We start from the raw sequence: 21,933 nt of genomic DNA on the forward strand, positions 1-21,933 counted from the left end.
GCAGTGATTTCGTTGCATCCCTTACTCACACCGAACATCGGATCTCTTTCGCTCATACACCCGTGCACCTCCTGCCGTGCGTAGCTGCGCGGCCAAGTCGTTATTGTTGGCAGTTGTCTTTTTTAGAAGGCGTTCTTGTTGACGAAGCCTTTGAAGAGCGTCAGCAGGATGATTTTCATGTCCAGCCAGACCGACCAGTGCTCGATGTACTGCAGGTCGAATTCCACGCGTTTCTGCATCTTGTCCAGCGTGTCGGTTTCGCCACGCCAGCCGTTGATCTGTGCCCAGCCGGTGATGCCCGGCTTGACCTTATGCCGCAGCATGTAGCCCGACACCTGCTTGCGGTATTGCTCGTTGTGCGCCACCGCGTGGGGGCGCGGACCGACGATGGACATCTCGCCGCGCAGCACGTTGAAGAACTGCGGCAGTTCATCCAGCGAGGTGCGTCGCAGGAACGCGCCCAACGGGGTGATGCGGCTATCGTTGCGGGTGGCCTGTTTCACCACGTCGCCGTTCTCCTGCACGCTCATGCTGCGGAATTTCCAGACCATGATCGGTCGGCCATCCAGCCCGTAACGACGCTGACGAAACAGCACGGGGCCGGGGGAGGTGAGCTTGATCGCCAGCGCAATGAGCATCAGCGGCAGGGCGATCATGCTCAGGATCAGGCTCGACAGGACGATGTCCTCAAGGCGTTTGACCAGGCTCCAGGCGCCGTCCATGGGCGAGTCGAAAATGCTGATGCTCGGCAGACCGTTGATGCTTTCGCTGCGAGCGTGCAGCAGCTCGAACATGAACACGTCCGGGATCACATAGACCGACGCAGTGGTGTCGCTCAGGCCCTTGATCAGTTCTTGAAGCCTGGCCTGGGCGCCGAGGGTCAGGGTGATGTAGACCTTGTCGATCTTGCCGTCGCGGGCGTCCTGAATCAGCGCGTCCAGATCACCCAGCACCGGGATGCGTCGGCCAATGCGGGCCAGGTCCATCTGTTCGGGTTTTTCGTCGTAAAAGCCCAACAGGTTCAAGCCCATCCACGGCGCGCTTTCGATGGACATCGCCAGACGCTCGCCACAATGGCCAGTGCCGACGATGGCTACGCGGCGGGTGTTGAAGCCCCGGCTGCGCAGGGTGTGCAGCAAGCTGCGAATCGCCAGGCGATAGCCGCACAGGGCGACCAGCACGCTGGCAAACCAGGCCATCTGGCTGTTGTCGGCCAGATCGGCGGGCTGCAACAGCAGGTAATCGACAAACAGCAACAGGACGAAGGCCAGCCCCCAGTAGTTGGCGACTTTCAGCAACTCGCGCAGGATCCGTTCACCGCGCCATGAGCCGTACAACTGGTGGTACTCGGCCAGCCAGTGGAAGGCCACGGCGGCCAGCAGGATTTGCATCCAGATTTCCGTGCTCATGCCGGTGCCGGCGAGGACGTTCACGCCGTAGCCGCCGATGACGACCACCGCCAGGTCCAGCAGGCGATGAGCAACCGACAACGACGATTGATGAGCATGCAAGATGCCGCGAAGAGGTGTGCGCATGTTTTGTGCTCGCTCAGACAGATTTAATCGGAACAACGCGGGCGGACAGTTCATTGGCGACCAGGCCGGAAGGCGCCGAAGTCGGCCGTGTGGGTGGGGGCTGACGCGTCTGGCGTACGGCGAGCAGGCGGTGCTCGACGAACTGGCGCATTTCCTGTTCGAAGCGCGCTTCGCTGAAACGCTCGGCGTTGGCCCGACAGGCCTGCGCGGTGATGCGCGAGCGTTCCGCTTCGAAAGTCTCGATGGCGGCGATTAACGAGGCCGCGTTCTGCTCCGGGTAGAACACCCCGGTGGGTTGCGGGTGGTCCAGACCACAAACGGTTTCCAGCACACCGCCCTTGCCGAAAGCGATCACAGGCGTGCCACAGGCCTGTGCCTCCACCGGGCTGATACCAAAATCTTCCTCGGCGGCGAACACGAAGCCCTTGGCGTTGCGCATGTGTTCCTGCAACACCGCGAAGGGTTGATAGCCGAGCAGCGTGACGTTCGGTGCGTGGGCCGCAGCGGCTTTGGCTTTTTCCATTTCCGGGCCGTCGCCGACCACCACCAGACGCTTGTCCGGCATCGCCGCGAAGGCTTCGATGATCATCGGCAGGCGCTTGTACGGCACCATGCGTGAGGCCGTGAAGTAGTAGTCCTGCTTCTGTTCTTGCAGAGCGAAGCCACGGGTGTCGACCGGTGGGTAAATCACCGTCGATTCGCGGCGGTACGATTTGGTGATCCGCGCACCGATGAAATGCGAGTTGGCGATGAACTCGTCGACTCCGGCAGAGGTGCGCTGATCCCACATGCGCATGTAATGCAGGATCATCCGCGCCACTTTGCCTTTCAGCCCGGCACTCAGGTTGGCTTCCTTGAGGTACTGGTGTTGTAGGTCCCAGGCGTAACGGATCGGCGAATGCACATAGCTGATGTGCAACTGATCGGGGCCGCACAGCACCCCCTTGGCCACCGCATGGCTGCTGCTGATGATCAGGTCATAACCGGACAAGTCCAGTTGTTCGATGGCCATCGGCATCAGCGGCAGGTAGCGCTGGTATTTGGTTTTCGCGTGGGGCAGTCGCTGGATGAAGGTGGTGGTCGCCACCTTGCCGCCCAGTTGCGCGCGGTCTTGGTCGCCGAGGAAATCGATGACGGAAAACAGGTCCGCCTCGGGCCAGATTTTAATGAGCGAGGCCAAAACCCTTTCGGCACCGGCGTACGTCACCAGCCAGTCGTGGACAATTGCAATCTTCATTGGAGTTCTCTGCTGTAACGGCTCACGTGACCCCCGTACGCCTAGCGCAGCTAGTCTCGGGGCGGGAGCGGTTGTTTTTGCGCAGGCCGACTACAAGCGTTAAGCGTTTACTGGCTGCGTCCGTGCTTTGCGATTGTTCAAGCGTTTGCCGAGTTGAATGAACGGCGATTCGATGCAGTGGAAACACAGGTGCGCGGCACCGAGTGTCAGGAGTGTGGCGAACACCGCGACCACCAGATCAGATGCGCCCGTGTTGTTCAGCAACCACTCGGCGAGCATGCCCATCGAGGGGTGCAGCAGGTACAGCGAGTAACTCACCGCGCCCAGCCAGACCAGTGCGGGATGGTCCAGGCGCACACTGCGGGTCAGCAGCAGAAAGCTGCTGATGGCCACGGCGTAGGTGAAGCAGTAACGGCCCCAGGTTTCACCATTGCCCATGTCCTTGTTGTACGCCATGAACAGGGTCGGTGGCAGCAACACAGCAAAGGCAATCAGCAAGGTTTTCAGGTTGCGGGTCAGTTCCTGGCTGTGTTCGGCCAGCAGCCACTGGCGCCAGATCGAACCGAAGAACATCAGCGACAACGCCAGCGGCAGGGCCACCGGCAACTTGCGTTCGCTCAATGCGCGAACGACACCCATCGCCAGCGCCATCAGCAGAAACACCAGTGAACAGCGCGTGCGAAAGGTCTGGTCGTACAGCTTGCCGCCCATGAACAGCGCCAGGCACAGGGCGTAAAACACCAGCTCGATGAACAGCGTCCAGTACAGACCGATCACATCGTCGAAGCCCAGTGCGGCCTGGACCATCGTCAGGTTCGCGCCAACCTGAGCCAACGAGGGCAGGGGAGCGCCGGTCAGCTTGAGCACCGCGATAAACAGAAACAGCGACAGCCAGTACGCCGGATACAAGCGCATGAAGCGCGACACCAGAAACCGCTGCGCGCCGTCGGGGCCGGGCTTGAGGCTGTAGGGGATCACCACGCCGCTGATCATGAAAAACCACAGCACCCCCAGCTTGCCAGGGTCGATCAAGTAGTCGAACACCCAGACATGCCCGACGACCGGTAAATACAGGTGGGTGAACACCACCAGCAACGCAGCGATGCCGCGCAGCGCGTCGAGATAGGCCAAACGTTTCATGGGCGTGCCTCAGAGCTTGCTGGAGGATTCACGACGCAGGGCGTCAGCGCTGGAAGCGGCGCGGCGGTCCTTGGGGCGGTTGAGCAACGTGTCGATGCGTTGAGACACCCGCCGCGCCGACTCATCCCAGGAAAACCGGGTCACGTTGTTCAAGCCGCGCCGTCGCAAGGACTGGCGCAGCGGCAGGTCGATGAGAATGCGCTCCATCGCCGACGCCATGTGGCTGATGTCCAGCGGGTCGAAATACAGTGCGCTGGCTTGCAGCACCTCTGGGATCGACGCGGCGTTGGCGGCCAGTACCGGGCAGCCACAGGCTTGCGCTTCCAGAGGGGGAATGCCGAACCCTTCATAGAGCGACGGAAACACGAATGCGGTTGCGCCCTGATACTGCTCGATCAACTCGTCATCGTTCAGGCGTCCGAGAAAACGGATGCGTGAGTCGCGGCTGGCCAGGCGTTGCAGGTTGTCATCGGCGAACACGTCGCTGGCGCCGCCGACGATGCGCAGCTGCACGTCGTCGTGGTCGCGCAGCATCAGGAACGCCTGAATCATGCGGCTGAAGTTCTTGTGCGCGCTGGGGGAGGACACCGCCAGCAGGTATTCCGGTTGATCACGCAGGGGCGGCCCCGGCTGGAACGCGCCGCTGACCGCATTGGGCACGACGAAAATCTTCTTTTCCGGGTAGTTGTAGAACTGCGAGATCTCGCCCTTGGAAAAGTTGCTGACCGTCAGCAGCGCCTTGATTCGCGACAGCATGATGGGGGTCATTGTCCGGTACAGCAGGCGAAACAGCCGAGTGTAGCTTTCCGGATGGCGCACATAGGTGACGTCGTGGTGGGTGGCGATTTGGTTGCTGTAGAACAACGGCGCGGTGCTGCACAGCGACACCAGCAGCGGGGTGCCCTGACGGCGCAGGTACAACGGCAGGTCCAGTTGTTCCCACAGATGGCCGCCGTGGCGTCCGATGCATTGCACGTTCAACGCGTTGGCGCTGTCATGCATCTTGATCCCGTGGGGCGCGACGAAAACCACGTCGTCGCGCAACTGCGCGAGCGCCAGACAGGTCTGCTCTGCGAAGCGCTGAACGCCGCGTAACTCCTGGGTCAGAAAACGTGCATTGATCACAATCATTGTGGTCGACCTGTGAGGGTGGAAAGATGAATATCACCGGCTTGGCGCGCTCCCGTGTAGGAGTGAGCTTGCTCGCGAGGGCGGCGGATCTGTCAATCATTCGGCATCTGACACACCGCCATCGCGAGCTAGCTCACTCCTACAGGCGCGTTGAAATTCCGGATATCAAGGCAAGGCAAACAACGCTGGGCGGGTGCCCAGCGTGATGATTTTCGGAAACTCGTCGATCGGCACTTGCGCTGAACAGCGGCCTTCGTTGCAGTTCCACGGTATGCCACTGTCGACCAGCCCGTTCTGCGGCTCGCGGGTGTCGATGTACTGCACGTTGCCGCGTATCACGCTGCTCGCGTCAACCTTTATCGAGCGGGGCAGACCGGCGGTCCAGGCGACCATGATCTGGTCCGAGCCTTTGGCAAAGCGCAGCAGGTATTGCGAGTCGATTTCACGACTTTTCTCCGCGTCATAGCGAAACTGGTGCAGCGTCGGGCTGATCGCCTTCAGGGTCAGGTACGCCTGTTTGATGCTCAGGTCCTGATTGAGCAGCCCGAAATTCTGTTCAGGGTCGGTGGCGTCCGGGCCGTCGTTGAGCAAGCCGTTCCACCACATGCCCTTGACGTTGGGCATGGTCTGGACCAGAAAAAAACTGCGGGCCAGAAACGCGGCCTGGGTCTTCTCGTCACCCCCGCAGCGCCCGTCGTTGCTGGGCCAGCCCATTTCTGTCAGGTACAGCGGCACGTCCGTCTTGTTCTTCGTCTTGTCCTTGAGGTCTTCGTTGATTCGTCGCAGCCAGGCAATCCAGTTCTCCGGGGTGTTGCGTTCATCCGAGCGGCAATGCACATAAGGGTGCAGCGACAACCCGTCGACATGATTGAGAATCCCCGATTCCACCAGCCGGTCCGCGAAGCCCAGGTCCATCCCCTGACTGGTCACCGCCCCGGCCAGAATCATCATGGGCCGCTGGTTGGTGCGAATACGCCTGGAGGCTTCTTCGATCAACAGGCTGTAGTCCTGAGCGAAGGCCGGATCAACGGGGTTTTCCTTGTCCCACTCGTTCCAGATTTCGTAAAAATCCACGCTGTCGGTGAGCTGCCGAGTCACGAAGCTGACGTAGTTGGCGTACGCATCGCGAATCAGCGTTTTACGCGGTTTGGCGTAGTTGTCGTAAAACGGGTTGCCGTAGCCCAGCACCAACAGGGGGCGTAAATGGTGTTCCTGGGCTTTGCTCAAGTAGGCCTGCCAGGCCGGTTCAATCCTCATCAAGCCTCGTCGGGGCTCGGCGCTGGACCAGTAGGCGTCATCCCGCACCGAGTCCACGCCTGCCGCTTCGAGCAGTTGCAGCGCCTTGGCCGAGGTGGTGCTCTTGTTCATCAAGTGTGTGTCGACGCCAATGATGAACCCGTCGTCAGCCAGGGCCGAGCCACTGATCACCCAGCTCAGCAGCAGGATTTTCAATGGTCGTCGTAACCTCGTCAGGCGCGTGATCGGCATGGCTTGTCTCAGTGAAGAGGCACGGTCCGGAGCGCTTGCTCAGTCAGGTCTCGGGCCGTCGGCAAGGAATGTCGCGTGCGCACGCGGCTCGTCAGACCGGATGCGGCAGGACCGTCGGGTCGCGGTGCACGATGTTGTCGAGCAACGTCTGGGCGAAGATGCTTTCGTAGCTGTCCAGCATCAGGTCCAGATTCAACAATGCCGCCACACTGACCCGTGCCTGGCGGCTCAAGCGGGCCAGCAATTCCGGCTGTTGATGCAGGCGGAGCAACGCATGGCCCAGCGAGTCAGGATCGTCCGGGTTGCACAACAAGCCGTTGAGCGGGTCCTGGATGATCTCCGGCAGCCCGCCCATGCGGCTGGCAATGACCGGCACCGAGTGCGCGCACGCCTCGACGGCGACCATGCCGAACGGCTCGTTCCAGAGCGACGGCACCACGGCCACATCGATCTGGCTGTAGAACGTTTCAGGCTGCTGATATCCGACGAAACTGATATTCGGCGACGTGACCAAGGCTCTGAAGGCGGCCTCATCGCTGGCCTGTCCGCGCCCGGCAATCTGCAAGGTGGCGTCGAACGGCAGGCGCTGAAACTGTTCGATGAGCCAGCGTACGCCTTTCTGCTCCGAGAGGGTGCCCATATATCCGAAACGCAGCGGGGCCTTCTTCAGCGCCGGGTCAAACTGCCGTTGTGTGCTCGGCGAGTTGTACACCGCCGCGTAGGGGCTGGCGTTGTGCACCACATAGCCTTTGGCCGCGTTGAAATAGCCGCGCTTTTGCAACTTGTCGAGGATGAACTGGCTGACCCCGACCACCGCCGACACCTGCGCCGAGCGGGCATCGTGACCTTTGCGAAACTGTTGGCACGTGCCGCAGGGTTGCTGGCAGCACTGGCCGCGTTTGAACATGTTGGCACTCGGGCACATCAAGTACATGTCGTGCAGCACTTGAACGATGGGCAGTTGCGCGGCAGTGATCTCATCCCACACCGACACCGACCAGCCCGCCAGGTTGTGGCACACCACCAGTTGCGGCTGTTGTTCTTGAATCACCTGCTTCACATAGCTGCGCATCGCGCCGTTGTAGCGATCGCGCAGGTGCCAGCCCAACCGGGCCAGACGTCCCGGCCGCTGCGCCCCGAAATGCCAGTAAAAATTGTGCAGACCGGCGCGATAGACCGTTACGCCGTTGACCTTTTCGCTCGCCAGCCCCGCGTCGGGACCGGTCACCAGCACGCTGACCTGGCAGCCTCGTTGTTGCAGGCCTTCGACGGTGCGCTGAAGAATGATCTCCGCGCCGCCGCCGATGTGAGGTGAATACAGGCTGCTGATGAACAGGATATTCATAATGGATACGACTGATTCAGACCCAGTACGCCGGACTCACCGTCACGGATGGCTTTTTCGATCAGGTTCAAACGCGCCTCGGCGCCGCGTTTGCGGGCGATCAGGCGCAACAGTCGGAAGAACACCCAGCGGTTGAGGCTGTACAGCATGGATGAGTTGGCCCAGACGTTCTTGTCGAACCACGCCTGGTTGCGCGCACCGTAATAGGCCCGCAGGTCCGAGCCGCCGAGCAGGAAGCTCTCGTAGATGTTGTTGGTGCGCGCCTTGATGTTCCAAGAGTTCTCCAGGTCATCGAGCACTGCCTCGGGCACCAGGAAAATCCGCCCACCCCCTGCGGTGATGCGCCAGGTGTATTCGCTGTCATCGGCGTACAGCATCAGCGCGTCCAGCGGCAGGCCGATCTTGCGGTACAGGTTGCGATGAGCGAGCAGGCCGCCATAGGTCGCGAACGGCAGTTGCACCATTGGCAAAGTGCCGGGCGCGGCCTGCGGTGCGCCCCAGGGCAGGCGACGCCAGATCTTGTACGGCAACTGGGCGATGTGAAAACCGAAGAAGCTGGAACGGCGTTGAATCGCGAAACGCTTTGGCACCCCGGCAGCGATGTCGGCCTGGTGCGTCGGGCGGAAACCCAGCACGGCGGCCTTGTCTTCGCCGTCGATCAGCTTGCGCTCCTCCAGCACCCGGTGCAGCGTAGCGATGGCATTGATGGTCGGTGCGTTGTCGTCGTCCATCAGCCAGATGTGCTCGGCCCCCGCGTCCAGCGCGGCCTGAATCCCCACCGAATACCCCCGGGCAGAACCGGTGTTCTCGTGCAGGTAAATCACGCTGACCTCGCTGGGCCAGGTGCGACGCAGGGTTTCCAGCGGCGCCGTGGAGGCATTGCTGACGATGATCACCCGATCGATCAGTGGGCTTTCCAGTGAACGGCTGACGAGCGTGTGCAGATAGTTGAAACGGTCACCATAAGTGAGCGTCACCAGCGTCGTTTTCGGGATCATGGTGAGTTTCCGGGCGAAAAGGGTTCAAGAGGCTGAAAGCGTCAGCCCCTATAGAATTCGAGGTATTGAATGCAGGAGTGCGCGGTTTCAGCTCACCCGCGCTTCCATCCGCGACAGGCTGCTGACCGGCAGGGTCACTTTCTGTTCGCGGTGCAGCAGGTTGAGCAGGATCACCGCGCGCTCATCGCCATCGGCCGCGAGGAAAATCGCTTCGATGTCGTTGAATCCGTCGGCCGTGATGCGCACCGCCTCGCCTTGCTGGAAGACCACCTTGGGCGGCGGCGCCAGCAGGCGTTCACGAATCTGTTCGATCAACTCGTCCTGAACCGGAATCGGCATCCCGCCGAAAGTCACGATGCGGGCCACGCCACGAGTGGAGCGGATCGGGTACCAGTTATCGTTCGTTTGATCCATGCGGATGAACAGGTAGCCGGGAAACAGCTCCTCTTCGGAAGGGCCGCGAGCGCCGCGTTTTTTCTCGCCATGCTTGACCGGACGGTAGCATTCGAAGCTTTGGCGTTGCAGGTGCTCCTGCGCGCGGGCTTCCTGGCGGGGTTTGGTTTGAATCAGATACCAGCGTGCTGGGTTACTTGAGGTGTTGACGGCTTGAGACATCATTGATCACTCCACTGCAATCCGGTTCGACAGAGTTGATACAAGCTCAGGGTGGTGCGTCATTCGGGCCAGCAATCCGGGCTCGGCAGCGGGCGGGTTCTTGTCCAGCTGGAAATGGGTCAACATGTGTTGAACCTGCTCCACGCAGTTGAACATCAATACGTCGATGATCGACAGATTGGCGACGAAAGGTTGTCTGAACTGCCGGTATTCCACCGGATTCATCCGGAAGAATCGCACCAGCAGGCCGTTACGTGCGAAATGGTCCCGGTCGTACACCACCGAGCCGCCTTCCGGCGTGATGAACGTGGTCGCATCGAAAGTGTGCGCGATTCGGATAATGCGCTCCTGCTTGTCGGCGGGATTGCCAAGAATCAGGTCAGAACTGCGCATGATCGGCGTCACGATGTGCAGATAGGCGCACAACTCGCGAATTGCATGTTCGGCACACAGCGCAATGTTCTGCTGTGGAAAACGGATCAACCGTTCAATCAGCGGCATGACCTGGGCGAAATAGGGTGCCTCTTCGTAGCTCTCGGCGATCAACGCGATCAGCCGTTCGGCCTCTTCGGCGAAGCGATCACACAGTTGCCGCTGATTGATCTGTAACTGAAAGCGGTCTTTCTTCAGCGGGAAGCTGATCAACCGCGCCTCATCGTTGTGCAGGATTCGGTTGCGATTGACCCAGCCGGACCGCACGTACTGCAGGTCGTCTCCCAGGACGAAGACGTCTGCAGCGGCGATCAGTTGAAAATACCCCAAGTAAGGAAAGAGGTAGGGTTGCATCACTGCGATGGTCCTGGCCATGTACGTCTCCTTTACTGCTGTGAATCACGCCCCGCGCTCGCGCAGGGCTTTCGGTTATTTCCGGACAGTGGTGTAGTCGTATCCGTAGGCGGCGCAGTCATAGTCGGCCGTCGACGCCTTGCGCAGCACCCCGTTGAAAATCGCGCCTTTGATCAGGATGCCGTTGTGCATCAGACGGCGTTTGCACGCCTCGATTTCCTTGGCACTGCTCAGGCCGAACCGGGTGACCAGCAGGCAGGTGCCCGACTGACGACCCACCAGCGTGGCGTCGGTGACGGCCAGGATCGGCGGGGTATCGACGATCACCAGGTCGTACAGCGGCGACAGGTCGGTGATCAGCTTGTTGAAGTTGTCATGCATCAACAGCTCCGACGGGTTGGGCGCGGCGAAACCACAGGAAATGAAGTCCAGGTTGCGCACTTCGGTGTGGTTGATCACTTCCTTGCTCTTCAGCCGCGCGGCCAGGGTGTCGGACAGACCGTGTTTGGGCGTCAGGTTGAACAGCTTGTGCAGATAGCCTTTGCGCATGTCGGCGTCGATCAACAGCACCCGTTTGCCGGTCTGGGCGATGATCACCGCCAGGTTGCTGGAGACGAACGATTTGCCCACACCCGGCGTCGGGCTGGAAATCATCAGCACGTTGTTGCGCGCCTCCAGCATCGCGAAATGCAGGCTGGTGCGCAGGCTGCGCAGCGATTCAATGGCCAGTTCCGTCGGCGCGCTGACGCTGAGCAGACGCGGTTCCTTGTTGCCCGAGCGGTTGCCGAGTTTGTCCATGCGCTCCTGCTGACGGGAAAACGGCAACGAGGCGTACACCGGCATGCCCAGGTTTTCGATCACGTCCGGGTTGTCGATGCCACGGTAGAACGCCTGGCGCACGAACACCGTCGCCACCGCCACCAGCAGGCCGACGAGGGCAGCCACCAGTACGATGAGTTTGCGCATTGGCTTGACCGGCTCTTCGACATTGGCGTCGGCATTGTCGATGATGCGCACGTTGCCGATGCTGCCTGCGCGCAGAATGTCCTGCTCCTGGCTCTTGTCCAGCAGCAGGGTGTAGGTCTGCGAGGTGACCTGCATGTCGCGGTTCAGGCGCAGCAGTTCTTGCTGGGTCGCAGGCAGGGTTTCGATTTTCTTCAACAGCGCCGCTTTTTGCGCTTCGACCTGGCCGATCTGCGTCATCAGGCCGCGATAGGTCGGGTGTTCAGGCGTGTACAGACGCTCCACGTCGACCCGCTTCATCTTCAGGTCCGACAGCGTGCCTTCGAGCTTGACCACCTGATCGAGCACCGACTTGGTTTCCACGCTCAGGTCCACCGATTTGGCGCTGGTCTGGAAATTGTTCAGGGCAATTTCCGATTGCTCCAGTTGCTTGCGCACGGCAGGCAGTTGCGAACGCAGGAATTCCAGACGCTGAGCCGCTTCAGCCGAGCTGCGCTCCACGTTCTGACGCACGTACAGGCGGCTGACTTCGTTGAGAATGCGCTTGGCCAGTACCGGATCGGGGTCTTGGATCGACAGGTAGACAATCCCGGAATCCTTGCCCGCTTCGATGATTTTCAGGCGATCCTGATAATCCAGAGCAGCCGTCAGGGTGCGTTGGCGAATCACCCGGAACTCGGTGCCAGGACGGCCATTGAGGGCCGCCACCTGAATTTTCACGCCGCTGCCTTCCACCGTCTGACCGACCGGGCCGCTGAGCAGCTTGTTGTGGTCTTCGTCATACAGGGTGAAGTTGTCAGGTTTGTCGATGACCATGGTCATCTTCTCGCCCAGCAGCGCGTCAGGCACTTCCAACTGGAAGATGTCGATCTTCTCGCCGCCCCAGGCGAAGCTGTCCAGACCGAACATCGGCGCGGCCAGTTCTCCGTCATGATCCGGCTTGAAATGACGGGCCATATAGCCGCCAATGCCAGGCACGTACTTGGGCTTCTGGATGATGTAGAGCTTCAGGTCATCGACCACTTTGCCCAGTACGGCGCGGGATTTGATCAGCTCGATTTCGGTGGTCGCCTGGGAGACCGACAGCGGTTTGCTGCTGACCTCGGTGCGGCCTTCGATGCCGATTTTCTTCGGCTCGATCTGAATCATCGCGTTGGCCTGGAAAATCGGCGTGGCGAGCACGGCGTAGGTGAGCCCCAGCAGAATGCAGACCCCGACGATCGCTGCAATCATTCCCTTGTGATCGAATAGTGTGCGCAAGATAGTCGCCAGATCGATCCGGGAGTCCTGGACGTCGTCCAGGGAAGTACGGTTCATAGCGGTCATTTATCTTGGATCTCCTGACTGAAGATAAGGAAGCCAGTCGTCGACGCAACGCGAGAGCTGCTCGTAGGTCTGTTCAAAGGCTAATTTCGGGCGCCGGTACGGGTCGGCGATTTCCATGTCCTGCTGCCACTTGCCAATCAGAAACGTCTTGCCGCGCACTTCGGGGGCCAGCTTCAGTACGCTTTGGGTCTGGCGATGCTCCATCAGCAGGATCAGGTCCGCGTCGTACAGCATCTGGCGGTCTATCTGACGGCTGCGATGGCGATGGGCTTCAACGCCGTTGACGTGCAACACGGCCCGGGCCAGTGGATCCATGGTTGAGCTGAGCATGGCGTGGGTGCCTGCCGACGAGATGGCCACGCGATCATTGCGTACGCGTTGTCGGAACATGGCTTCGGCCATGGGGCTGCGACAGATATTGCCGACGCAGACCACTAACACGTTACTGAACATGACCTTTGCTGAAGGTCGTCATCAGTCTTTTGCCGATGTTGGTGCTGAAGTTTCTGCCCACTTGCAACAGGGTCTGAGCCTTGCGCTGGGGCGTGATCGCGGACATGGAGTAACCGACCAGTTCCATCAGGAAATACTCATAGAGTTCGTCGTTGCCCAAGCGGTTGTAGTAATTGGCCAGTGCGCCCGACGTTTGCAGTGCCATGTGCAGTTTTCGCTTGTTGGAGCGCATGGAGAACACGCCACCGGGGTGCATGCGATAGGCCGCCGGTTTGATCTCGCCCATGAACTTGCCCTTGCCATAGGCGCCGAGCAGCGACCACCAGACCAGATCGTTGAGCGGCGCGCCGATCAGCTCTTTGGGCAGCGAGTCGAAGACGTTGCGAAACACCGTGGTCAGCGTCGAGATGGGGCGTGCCTTTTGCAGCTCAAGCGCCGTGGCGTCGCCGCGCAGCTTGCCCTGCAACTGGATGCCGTACTGGCCGTTGACGTCGAAGGGGATCGCGTCGTGGTAGGTCAGCACGTAATCGGGGTGGTTTTCGAGGAATTCCACCTGGATTTGCAGCTTGCGCGGATCGGTCCAGTAATCATCGCCTTCACAGAACGCGATATAGCGCCCACGGGCTTCGCCAAACAGGCGCGGCACCGAGGGTTTGCCTTGCGAATACTGGTTCGTCTCGTGGTAGAAGGGGCGGATCAGCGTCGGATAGCGCTCGACGTATTCCGCGATGATGCGGGCGGTGCCATCGGTGGAGGCATCGTCGTTGACCAGGATTTCCACGTCATACGACGTTTCCTGCATCAGAAAGCCGTCCAGCGTCTGGGCGATATAGGCTTCCTGGTTGTAGGCTGGGCAGACGATGCTGACCAGGGGTGCGGCGGACGCCGACAACGGCATCTTTTTGCTAATAGCATCCATGGCTTAAGTACTCAATTTGCTGAACAAGACGGAAATCTTCGTCACCAGTGGCTTGTAGCTTGCTGCTACCACCATCAGCGTGATCAGGCCGCTGACGGCCAGACCCATGAACGTGTTGAAGCGATTGTCGTCAGCGATCAGGCGCAACACCGGTTCGCTGATCGCCAGGCCCACGGCGGTCATCACGCTGATGCGGATGATGTCGCGCAGCCACAAACCGTGAATCCCCGGTGCCAGTCGTTGGTGCACCACCATCGGCCAGATGGCGAACGACACCGAACGCAGGACGAACCAGGCAATGGCGGCCCCAAGCGCGCCGTAGAAATGAATCGCCAGGACCATCGTCGGCACCGTGATCAGCGCCGAAATCACGCTGTACCAGACATGCAAACGCATCTGGCCGTAGGCGTACTGCAGGTAAAACTGAAACGCGCTGACAGCCATGATCGCGCTGCCCAGCGAGTACCACGGCAGGATCAGTCGGCTCCATTCGGCCGCCGGTCGATCGCCGGACCAGGCATACACCATGTCGTGGGCATGCAAGGCGATCAGCGCGGCCAGCGGGAACAGAAACGTGCAGACAAAACGGTTGGCAGCCAGAAACAGCGCGTGCATGTCATCCCGTCGGCCCTCGGCCATCAACACCGTCAGGCGCGGCAGCAGCGTCTGCGCCAGCGGGTTGCTCAGCATCATGATCCCGGTGGTGATCAGCGCCACCAGCGAGAAGTAGCCGTACTCATTGAGCGGCAGTAGCTCGGAGAGCAGCACCTTGTCGATCTGGGTCAGCACGATCCACAACACTGCGGTGCCCGACATGCTCGCCGCGAACGGAATGATCGGCTTCACCAGGTGCCAGTCGAAGCCGGTCAGCCATGAGGGCGTCGGCATCTGCTGGTACGCGCGAGCGGCGAAGATCAGGGTTTCGATCAGGCCCACCAGCGCTTGAAACTGAAAGAACAGCACCGGATCGCTGGAAATCGTACTCACCAGAAACAATCCGCCGAAGTAGCGCAGGGTGGCAATGATGACGTTGGCCAGGTTCAGCCAGGCGTGCTGCTCAAGGCCCTGAATGCCGCTTTTGTACAGCGTCGAATACAGGCGCAGAGCGATCACGATGCCCATCAGGCCGATGCACTCGACCAGCGTCCGTGTCGACAACTCCTTGGCGTTGAGCCAGTGCACCGCGATCCATTCGCTGCCCAGGTACATCGCCGCGCAGCAGGCCCCGGTCAATGGCAGAAAGATGATCTCGAACGAGCGCAGCAGACGACCTGACAAAAAATCCTGAGTCTGAGCGGCCTGCTGATGCGCCACCGCGCGCACCAGGCTCGGCGACAGGCCCGCATCCAACAGTTGCAGCCAGGCCTGCAAGACCGAAAAAAAACCGATCAGGCCGTAGGCCTCGGCACCCATGTGACCGAGGTAGAACGGCATGATCAGGATGCCCACCAGCAAGGTGTAAGCCTGTCCGGCATAGCTCAACGCAGTGTTGCGTATGACTGAGCGCTTGGTTTGCATGGGGTGTCCTTTCTCGCCAGAAACGTGGGCGTGTTGCGTTCAGCCGGTGTCAGATCACATGCGCCAGATCGGGCACCTGGTACGAGGCATGGCCCAGACTGCACTCGGCGATCACGGTGTTGATCACCCGTTCCTGATCTTCCCGTTGCAGGCCCGGATAAATCGGCAGGCACAGCACCCGTTCGCTCAGTGAGCGCGAAGCGGTTTGCGCCGCTTGCGGTTGCAGGTATTCCAGGGTGTCCAGCGACGGGTAGAAGTAGCGGCGCGGGTTGATGCCGTTGGTGTTCAGGGCACTGCGCAGACGCAACAGTTGCTGCTCGTCGCTCAGGGCGACCGGGTAGTAGCTGTGGTTCAACTCGCTGTTGTTTTCCGGCTTTTGCAGATCGACGTAATCGCCCAGGCGAGTGGTGTAGCAGTGGGCAATTTCAGCGCGCTCCTGAAGAATGTTCTCGATGTCGTCGAGAATGCACAGCCCCATCGCCGCGGAAAATTCGTTGAGCTTGGCATTGATGCCAATGCCGTCGATCTTGTCGACGTCAACGATGCCGAAGTTGCACAGCAAATGGATACGGCGCGCCAGTTCGTCGTCGTTGGTGATGATCGCGCCGCCTTCAATGGTGTGAAACAGCTTGGTGGCGTGGAAGCTCAAGGTGCTGATGTCGCCCCAGTTGAGCACTGACTGACCGGCATGGCGCACGGCAAAGGCATGGGCGCCGTCGTACACCACTTTCAGATTGCGCCGACGGGCAATCTCTTCGATGCGTTCCACCGCACACGGGTTGCCAAACACGTGAGTGCCGACGATGGCGGTAGTGTCCGAGACGATGCGGCTCTCGATGTGTTCCGGGGAAATGTTCCAGGTCTGCGCATCGATGTCGGCGAAGATTGGACGAATGCCTTCCCATTGCAGCGAGCTGCTGGTGGCCACGAAACTGAATGGCGTGGTCACGGCGCTGCCGCTCAACCCCAGAGCGCGATAGGCGACTTGCAGGGCGAGAGTGCCGTTGTTGGTCAGAATCACGTGCTTGACGCCCAGATAATCCTTCAGGCGCTGCTCCAGCTCGCACACCAGTGGCCCGTGGTTGGTCAGCCATCCACGCGCGTAGATGCCTTCGACGTACGTCTTGAACTTGTCGATATCGCCCAGGTAAGTCTTGGTTACGTTGATCATCGAAGTCTCCATTTCTGATGCAAAGCGTGAAGGCGTGTGTAGCAGGCTGGCTGTCGAAGCAAGGGCTCAACGCGGATGGGACGCGGGCGGCTGAGTGCCGACCTTGTTGCTCATACGCCGCGCCCGGCCCTGGTTGATTCTGAGGATCAGGCGAGTCGCCAGGCTTCCTGTGTGTGGATCACCAAAATGGAACAGCGCGGTGGCGCGTTTCAGGCCAGGGCTGCATGTCTTGTTGGCGTGCAGCGTGCGATAGCCCCAAAAGAAATAAACGTTGCCGGGCTCCAGGCGCAGGATGTAGGGCTTGAGCCAATTGCGCTGCATGCCCTTGATGATCCAGCTGCGCGCCAGCTTGTTCTGTAACAGCGCCTTTTCGATCACATTGAACAGCACCCATGAGCGCACCCGACGAATGTTGGGAAACAGCATCAGATCGCCGCGTTCTTCACCTTCGGTGGGGATGAACACAGGAATAAGTGCCGTTACCAGGCTTGCGTCGTAGTGAAAGGCGTTGGACTCGCGTTTGCCGATGTCGCCCTGTACGCAGCGCAGTACCGGGAAAATCCGGTCGCTGAGTGGGTCGCGTTGCGCGGCGTGCCGATAAAGGCCCGCCAGCAGCGACTTGAAGCGTGGGTCAGCCCAATAACTGGCCAACAGGCTCTCGCCCAGCATGCCTTCGCCGTGGTACGCGAAGTATTCACCGTGATGCTTCTGCGCCTGTTCGTCCGTCCAGGTCCGCAGTTGCTGCAGGTCGGTGTCATTGACGGCACCACTGAGTTTTGCAAAGCCGTTGGCATCGATTTCGTCAGCCAGACGCATGGCCAGCTGCTCATCCGTGTCGAAAGATAAAGGCATTGCCTCGCGCCCCTGTAGTCATGAAGCAGAGCACAGCGTTGGCAAAGGGGGTTCAGGCACGCTACCGCCCGAATCTGCAGATCCTGCCGTGGTGTTCGCTGTCTCTGATATCCGTCGTATGTCGTGAAGGTCGGCCTGAGCGAGTCGATGGGCAAAGCTACCGCCCGACCGGACACTTTCAGTCATTTCGCAACACTTTCTTTTGGCCAACACTTTCCCGTCGGCGCGAGAAACGCACCGTGGGGATTGCAAACTTCGTTGGCAGATACAGAGTGATGAAGTCTGAATGTTCTCCGCGCACGGCTCTGTGGCCGCCCTGCTAAAACAGGAAAACATGAGACAGGCATATATATCGACGGCTGCGCAGAGTCTGTCAATTTATTTCGCCAACATTCTGTTAAATTTTTGATAAACGGGGGATTTGGCTATATAAGTTATTGATTTTTAACGAAGTCAAAAAAACATCAATGCTCCATCACGGTGCGCTGACGCTTTTCCAGCGGCGATTCGTAATGGCGTTGAGCCCGCAAAAGCGCGTGGGTAGACAATTTTATACCGCCAAAAGTCAGTCACCCTCCATGGAAGGCAATTTTATGGCGTTCATTAATTGAACGGGATGCGGGTCCTGTTAGTTAATAATTCTGGAACTAATGACGTGCTGAATGAACAGGGGTAATTACTCGTTTTAGGGTATTTATTTCCATTCGATTAACAGCGAACGCCGTGACGCGTGAGACGGCCATGTCTTGAAGTATTTACCCCTGTGTAATGTCAGGCTATTTCTAACTGTGTGCCTTCAAGCGGTTCTTTGGAGGTGGACTGTCATCCTTCGACACGGGCATGCGGTTGCTCCCGTTCGAGTCGTCCTCCATTATCTGACGGGTACGGTGCAAACCGATCCGGTCAGCAGGAGAGTCAATGAATACGCAGTCGAAAACCACTGGAGTGGTGGCGCAACGCTTGGTGCAGGCACGCGCCCTGATGAGTCGTGAAGGTATCGATGCCTGGCTGGTGCCATCGGCCGATCCTCACCTTTCCGAATACTTGCCGGGGTACTGGCAAGGGCGTCAATGGTTGTCAGGGTTTCACGGATCGGTCGGCACCTTGATCGTCACTCAGGATTTCGCTGGTCTCTGGGCTGACAGTCGCTATTGGGAACAGGCCGCTAAAGAACTGGCGGGTAGCGGTATTGAGCTGGTCAAGCTGCAGCCGGGTCAGCAAGGTCCGCTAGAGTGGCTGGCCGATCAGGCCAGCGCTGATTCGGTGGTCGCCGTCGATGGCGCGGTGCTGGCGGTGGCATCGTCACGGACCCTGGCGAGCAACCTCTATGAACGCGGCGCCCGGCTGCGCACCGATCTTGACCCATTGACCGAGCTTTGGGACGACCGTCCGGCGCTGCCGACGCAAGCCATCTATGAGCATGTGGCACCGCAGGCCACTCAGAGCCGTGAAGAAAAGCTGGCACGGCTGCGCAGCGTGCTCGCCGAGCGTGGAGCCGATTGGCATTTTCTCGCCACCCTGGATGACATCGCGTGGTTGTTCAACCTGCGCGGTGAAGACGTTTCCTATAACCCGGTGTTCATTTCCTTCGCCTTGATCGGCCCGGACAGCGTGAGCCTGTTCGTCGCGCCGGAAAAAGTGAACCCGGCACTGCGCAAGACGCTGGAAGGCGAGGGCATCATCTTGCGCGATTACACTCACATTGGTGCCGCGTTGCGTGAGGTGCCTAAAGAAGCGCGTCTGCTGGTGGATCCTGCGCGCGTGACCTGCGGTCTGCTCGATTACCTGGACAGCGAAGTGAGCCTGGTTGAAGGGCTCAATCCCACGACCCTGTTCAAATCGCAGAAGAGCGAGGCTGATGCGCAGCACATTCGTCAGGCGATGGAGCAGGACGGCGCGGCCTTGTGCGAATTCTTCGCCTGGCTGGATTCGGCGTTGGGCAACGAGCCTGTCAGTGAACTGACCATCGACGAAAAACTCGGCGCTGCCCGTGCCAGGCGGCCGGGTTACATCTCCCAGAGTTTCGCCACCATTGCTGGTTTCAATGGCAACGGCGCAATGCCGCACTACCGTGCCACTGAAGAGGCCTATGCGCAGATTGAGGGTGATGGCCTGCTGTTGATTGACTCTGGCGGTCAGTACTTGGGGGGCACCACAGATATCACGCGCATGGTGCCAATCGGCACGCCGAGCGCGGAGCAGAAGAGGGACTGCACCCGTGTGCTAAAGGGCGTGATTGCGTTGTCCCGTGCGCAATTTCCGCGAGGCATCCTGTCGCCATTGCTCGACGCCATCGCTCGCGCACCGATCTGGGCCGAGGGCGTCAACTACGGTCACGGCACCGGGCATGGCGTGGGGTACTTCCTTAATGTGCACGAAGGTCCGCAAGTCATTGCGTATCAGGCTGCCACGACGCCGCAAACGGCCATGCAACCGGGGATGATCACGTCGATCGAGCCGGGCACCTACCGTCCGGGGCAATGGGGTGTGCGCATCGAAAACCTGGTCATCAATCAGGAAGCGGGCAAAACCGAATTTGGCGAGTTTCTCAAGTTCGAGACCCTGACGTTGTGCCCGATCGATACCCGTTGCCTGGACATCGGTTTGCTGACTGAGGAAGAAAAGGAATGGCTTAACGCTTATCACGCTCAGGTCAGGCATCGCTTGAGCCCGTTGGTTGACGGCGCGGCCTTGACTTGGCTGGAGACGCGGACGGCGGCTGTCTGAGGGCAATGCCGCACCGTCTCAGCGGTGTGGCATCTGCATGGATTCTAGCGGGACTGCCGACAGGGTGCGTCAGCTGCATCAAGGTTGGGTTGGTTTCTTGCAGACTATGATCATGCTGCGGCTGGTGTAACCTGCGGGATTGAGACCCAGCGGAAAGTCACCCGGTTCTTCGGCTGCGTCTCCCGATTTGGCGATGACTCGGTACTGCTTCGACTCGCAAGAGTCGGCTGCCATCTGGTAGCACTTGTCCCAGGAGGACGAAAGGCCGGAGCAATTTATGTGCAGTCCCCGCTTGCTCTTGACTGGCTTTGAAGTGGCCGCGCACCCGGCGACAGTCAAGGCCGCCAGGATTATTAAAATGTACTTCATTCATTTCCTTACCTGACCGGGATCGGACCGCTCAGTCTTCCGCTTGAGTTCGCTCGTTTGCGTTGGCCATCAACTGTTTCCGTCCGAGTGAAGCTCCATACTGGATGAGGGCAGGACGTAAACATGGCGCAACGGCGTTACAAATACCAGCGACATCGTGTAACGAGCGTAAAAAAATCAGTCACTGGGCACGAGTGCGGCGGGTTCCGGGCGTGTGGTCAACGTCGCCCCCGCGGATGCAATGACGATGGCTCCGATGGCAAACCACTGGGTCAGTGTCAGGTTTTCGTGCAGAAATGCCAGGCCGGATAACGCGCCAACGGCAGGCTCCATGCTCATCAGTGTGCCGAAGGTGCGTACCGGCATGCGGGTCAGGGCAATCATCTCAAGGCTATAAGGCAACGCAGTGGACAGGATCGCTACACCCAAAGCGACGGGAATCAGTTCTGTGTCGAATATCGCACTGCCTGCATGGGCCACGCCGAGTGGTGCAATAAAGATTGCAGCGATCAGAACGCCCAATGCTGCCGTTTGAACGCCGTGATCCGCGCCGGCCTTCTGACCGAACAGAATATAAGCAGCCCAGCACACGCCTGCCCCCAACGCGTAGAGCGCGCCGGTCAGGTCCAGACTTTCTGCGTGCCCGGTTGGGATCAGCAGGGCAAGGCCGGTGACCGCCAGCGCGATCCAGATGAAATCGGTCACCTTGCGCGAGTGGAACAAGGCAACCGCCAATGGGCCTGTGAACTCCAGGGCCACCGCAATTCCCAAAGGCGTTGTCCGGATAGATATATAGAAGAGGAAATTCATCCCGCCCAACGCGATGCCATATATAAGCACCGCGCGCAGGGAGGCTGAGGTGAAGGTTGTCCGCCATGGGCGCAGGATGAGCAACATCAGCACGCTGGCGAAAACCAGGCGCAGGGCAGTGGCGCCTTGGGCACCGACGACGGGGAACAGTGATTTGGCCAGCGAGGCGCCGGTCTGGACCGAAGCCATGGCGATCAGCAGCATGGCAACGGGAAGAACGACCGAACTCAGGCCGTTTTGCTTAGCGTTCATTATTAAAGGGGTCCGAAGAGTAGTAGGCAGAGCAAGAAAGGGCGCAATAATGCGGAAGAATCGATCAATGAGCAATATAGTGCGCAATTTTCCGATTTATGGGGATTTTGGCAAAAAACGAAATTAATGGTTGACGCCCCTTCAGATGTCTCTATAATTCGCCCCACTTCCGGCGCAGTCGGAACCGAAAACTCCTTGTAGATCAACGAGTTAACGGTTTCTAGATAGGGTTGGAAGTGCTTCGGTTTTCCGGCTTGGCTCGAATCGAAAGCGGTGAAAAAAAGGGTGTTGACAGCAG

The 21,933-nt window shown here is 59.6% G+C and carries 18 protein-coding genes; 1 reads left to right on the plus strand and 17 read right to left on the minus strand.

Translation table 11 applies throughout. The annotated features are described in order from the left end of the window. Positions 1-122 precede the first annotated feature (122 nt). The 15 genes from ACI5GA_RS24025 to ACI5GA_RS24095 all read right to left on the minus strand — a co-directional run bounded on the left by ACI5GA_RS24025 (position 123) and on the right by ACI5GA_RS24095 (position 17,477). Positions 123-1,535, minus strand: coding sequence for an undecaprenyl-phosphate glucose phosphotransferase (locus ACI5GA_RS24025; protein ID WP_404639958.1), 1,413 nt, complete (start codon positions 1,533-1,535; stop codon positions 123-125). A gap of 13 nt (positions 1,536-1,548) precedes the next feature. Beyond that, positions 1,549-2,772, minus strand: a complete 1,224-nt coding sequence (locus ACI5GA_RS24030) for a glycosyltransferase family 4 protein (protein ID WP_421424554.1) — start codon at positions 2,770-2,772, stop codon at positions 1,549-1,551. A 99-nt stretch (positions 2,773-2,871) separates the two neighbouring features. Continuing rightward, complete coding sequence (locus tag ACI5GA_RS24035; RefSeq protein ID WP_404639962.1) at positions 2,872-3,912, minus strand: acyltransferase family protein; 1,041 nt, start codon at positions 3,910-3,912, stop codon at positions 2,872-2,874. A 9-nt stretch (positions 3,913-3,921) separates the two neighbouring features. Continuing rightward, entirely contained in the window at positions 3,922-5,043 is a 1,122-nt protein-coding gene (locus ACI5GA_RS24040) for a glycosyltransferase family 4 protein (RefSeq protein ID WP_404639964.1), read from the minus strand. Positions 5,044-5,208: 165 nt separating this feature from the next. After that, a complete protein-coding gene (locus ACI5GA_RS24045; protein WP_421424556.1) occupies positions 5,209-6,531 on the minus strand; it encodes a hypothetical protein in 1,323 nt (440 codons plus the stop codon). A gap of 91 nt (positions 6,532-6,622) precedes the next feature. Next, positions 6,623-7,876 carry a glycosyltransferase family 4 protein gene (locus ACI5GA_RS24050; protein ID WP_404639968.1) on the minus strand — a complete coding sequence of 418 codons (1,254 nt, stop codon included), beginning with the start codon at positions 7,874-7,876 and terminating at the stop codon, positions 6,623-6,625. Continuing rightward, positions 7,873-8,874 (minus strand): glycosyltransferase, encoded by a 1,002-nt coding sequence (locus tag ACI5GA_RS24055; RefSeq protein ID WP_404639970.1) that lies wholly within the window; start codon positions 8,872-8,874, stop codon positions 7,873-7,875. The genes ACI5GA_RS24050 and ACI5GA_RS24055 overlap by 4 nt, the downstream gene beginning before the upstream one ends. A gap of 87 nt (positions 8,875-8,961) precedes the next feature. Further along, positions 8,962-9,489 carry a transcription/translation regulatory transformer protein RfaH gene (gene rfaH / locus ACI5GA_RS24060; RefSeq protein ID WP_421425529.1) on the minus strand — a complete coding sequence of 176 codons (528 nt, stop codon included), beginning with the start codon at positions 9,487-9,489 and terminating at the stop codon, positions 8,962-8,964. A 6-nt stretch (positions 9,490-9,495) separates the two neighbouring features. Further along, positions 9,496-10,296 (minus strand): WbqC family protein, encoded by an 801-nt coding sequence (locus ACI5GA_RS24065; protein ID WP_421424557.1) that lies wholly within the window; start codon positions 10,294-10,296, stop codon positions 9,496-9,498. Between the two features lie 54 nt (positions 10,297-10,350). After that, positions 10,351-12,564: a polysaccharide biosynthesis tyrosine autokinase gene (locus ACI5GA_RS24070; protein WP_421424558.1), complete on the minus strand. Its 2,214-nt coding sequence runs from the start codon at positions 12,562-12,564 to the stop codon at positions 10,351-10,353. After that, positions 12,565-13,017 carry a low molecular weight protein-tyrosine-phosphatase gene (locus tag ACI5GA_RS24075; protein ID WP_404639976.1) on the minus strand — a complete coding sequence of 151 codons (453 nt, stop codon included), beginning with the start codon at positions 13,015-13,017 and terminating at the stop codon, positions 12,565-12,567. Next, positions 13,007-13,936 carry a glycosyltransferase family 2 protein gene (locus tag ACI5GA_RS24080; protein ID WP_421424560.1) on the minus strand — a complete coding sequence of 310 codons (930 nt, stop codon included), beginning with the start codon at positions 13,934-13,936 and terminating at the stop codon, positions 13,007-13,009. The genes ACI5GA_RS24075 and ACI5GA_RS24080 overlap by 11 nt, the downstream gene beginning before the upstream one ends. 3 nt (positions 13,937-13,939) lie before the next feature. Next, complete coding sequence (locus ACI5GA_RS24085; protein ID WP_404639980.1) at positions 13,940-15,454, minus strand: lipopolysaccharide biosynthesis protein; 1,515 nt, start codon at positions 15,452-15,454, stop codon at positions 13,940-13,942. Positions 15,455-15,503: 49 nt separating this feature from the next. Next, a complete protein-coding gene (locus tag ACI5GA_RS24090; protein WP_421424563.1) occupies positions 15,504-16,625 on the minus strand; it encodes a DegT/DnrJ/EryC1/StrS family aminotransferase in 1,122 nt (373 codons plus the stop codon). Positions 16,626-16,691: 66 nt separating this feature from the next. After that, positions 16,692-17,477: a hypothetical protein gene (locus ACI5GA_RS24095; protein WP_421424564.1), complete on the minus strand. Its 786-nt coding sequence runs from the start codon at positions 17,475-17,477 to the stop codon at positions 16,692-16,694. Between the two features lie 918 nt (positions 17,478-18,395). Between ACI5GA_RS24095 and ACI5GA_RS24100 the strand changes: the two genes are divergently transcribed. After that, positions 18,396-20,204 (plus strand): aminopeptidase P family protein, encoded by a 1,809-nt coding sequence (locus ACI5GA_RS24100; protein WP_421424566.1) that lies wholly within the window; start codon positions 18,396-18,398, stop codon positions 20,202-20,204. 78 nt (positions 20,205-20,282) lie between these two features. Here ACI5GA_RS24100 and ACI5GA_RS24105 read toward each other — a convergent pair whose 3' ends face one another. Both ACI5GA_RS24105 and rhtA read right to left on the minus strand, forming a co-directional pair. Beyond that, positions 20,283-20,573, minus strand: coding sequence for a hypothetical protein (locus ACI5GA_RS24105; protein ID WP_421424568.1), 291 nt, complete (start codon positions 20,571-20,573; stop codon positions 20,283-20,285). A 177-nt stretch (positions 20,574-20,750) separates the two neighbouring features. Beyond that, a complete protein-coding gene (gene rhtA / locus ACI5GA_RS24110; RefSeq protein ID WP_421424569.1) occupies positions 20,751-21,635 on the minus strand; it encodes a threonine/homoserine exporter RhtA in 885 nt (294 codons plus the stop codon). Positions 21,636-21,933 lie beyond the last annotated feature (298 nt).

The sequence above is a fragment of the Pseudomonas sp. Pseu.R1 genome, assembly GCF_045764065.1.
Taxonomy (GTDB): Bacteria; Pseudomonadota; Gammaproteobacteria; order Pseudomonadales; family Pseudomonadaceae; genus Aquipseudomonas.

What these genes read in the sequence shown, in the direction of transcription:
- ACI5GA_RS24030 (WP_421424554.1), bottom strand. Translation starts at nt 2,772, where the DNA reads ATGAAGATTGCAATTGTCCACGACTGGCTGGTGACGTACGCCGGTGCC.
- ACI5GA_RS24090 (WP_421424563.1), bottom strand. Translation starts at nt 16,625, where the DNA reads ATGATCAACGTAACCAAGACTTACCTGGGCGATATCGACAAGTTCAAG.
- ACI5GA_RS24100 (WP_421424566.1), top strand. Translation starts at nt 18,396, where the DNA reads ATGAATACGCAGTCGAAAACCACTGGAGTGGTGGCGCAACGCTTGGTG.
- ACI5GA_RS24035 (WP_404639962.1), bottom strand. Translation starts at nt 3,912, where the DNA reads ATGAAACGTTTGGCCTATCTCGACGCGCTGCGCGGCATCGCTGCGTTG.
- ACI5GA_RS24105 (WP_421424568.1), bottom strand. Translation starts at nt 20,573, where the DNA reads ATGAAGTACATTTTAATAATCCTGGCGGCCTTGACTGTCGCCGGGTGC.
- ACI5GA_RS24070 (WP_421424558.1), bottom strand. Translation starts at nt 12,564, where the DNA reads ATGACCGCTATGAACCGTACTTCCCTGGACGACGTCCAGGACTCCCGG.
- ACI5GA_RS24025 (WP_404639958.1), bottom strand. Translation starts at nt 1,535, where the DNA reads ATGCGCACACCTCTTCGCGGCATCTTGCATGCTCATCAATCGTCGTTG.
- ACI5GA_RS24080 (WP_421424560.1), bottom strand. Translation starts at nt 13,936, where the DNA reads ATGGATGCTATTAGCAAAAAGATGCCGTTGTCGGCGTCCGCCGCACCC.
- ACI5GA_RS24095 (WP_421424564.1), bottom strand. Translation starts at nt 17,477, where the DNA reads ATGCCTTTATCTTTCGACACGGATGAGCAGCTGGCCATGCGTCTGGCT.
- ACI5GA_RS24065 (WP_421424557.1), bottom strand. Translation starts at nt 10,296, where the DNA reads ATGGCCAGGACCATCGCAGTGATGCAACCCTACCTCTTTCCTTACTTG.
- ACI5GA_RS24075 (WP_404639976.1), bottom strand. Translation starts at nt 13,017, where the DNA reads ATGTTCAGTAACGTGTTAGTGGTCTGCGTCGGCAATATCTGTCGCAGC.
- rfaH (WP_421425529.1), bottom strand. Translation starts at nt 9,489, where the DNA reads ATGTCTCAAGCCGTCAACACCTCAAGTAACCCAGCACGCTGGTATCTG.
- ACI5GA_RS24085 (WP_404639980.1), bottom strand. Translation starts at nt 15,454, where the DNA reads ATGCAAACCAAGCGCTCAGTCATACGCAACACTGCGTTGAGCTATGCC.
- rhtA (WP_421424569.1), bottom strand. Translation starts at nt 21,635, where the DNA reads ATGAACGCTAAGCAAAACGGCCTGAGTTCGGTCGTTCTTCCCGTTGCC.
- ACI5GA_RS24050 (WP_404639968.1), bottom strand. Translation starts at nt 7,876, where the DNA reads ATGAATATCCTGTTCATCAGCAGCCTGTATTCACCTCACATCGGCGGC.
- ACI5GA_RS24040 (WP_404639964.1), bottom strand. Translation starts at nt 5,043, where the DNA reads ATGATTGTGATCAATGCACGTTTTCTGACCCAGGAGTTACGCGGCGTT.
- ACI5GA_RS24045 (WP_421424556.1), bottom strand. Translation starts at nt 6,531, where the DNA reads ATGCCGATCACGCGCCTGACGAGGTTACGACGACCATTGAAAATCCTG.
- ACI5GA_RS24055 (WP_404639970.1), bottom strand. Translation starts at nt 8,874, where the DNA reads ATGATCCCGAAAACGACGCTGGTGACGCTCACTTATGGTGACCGTTTC.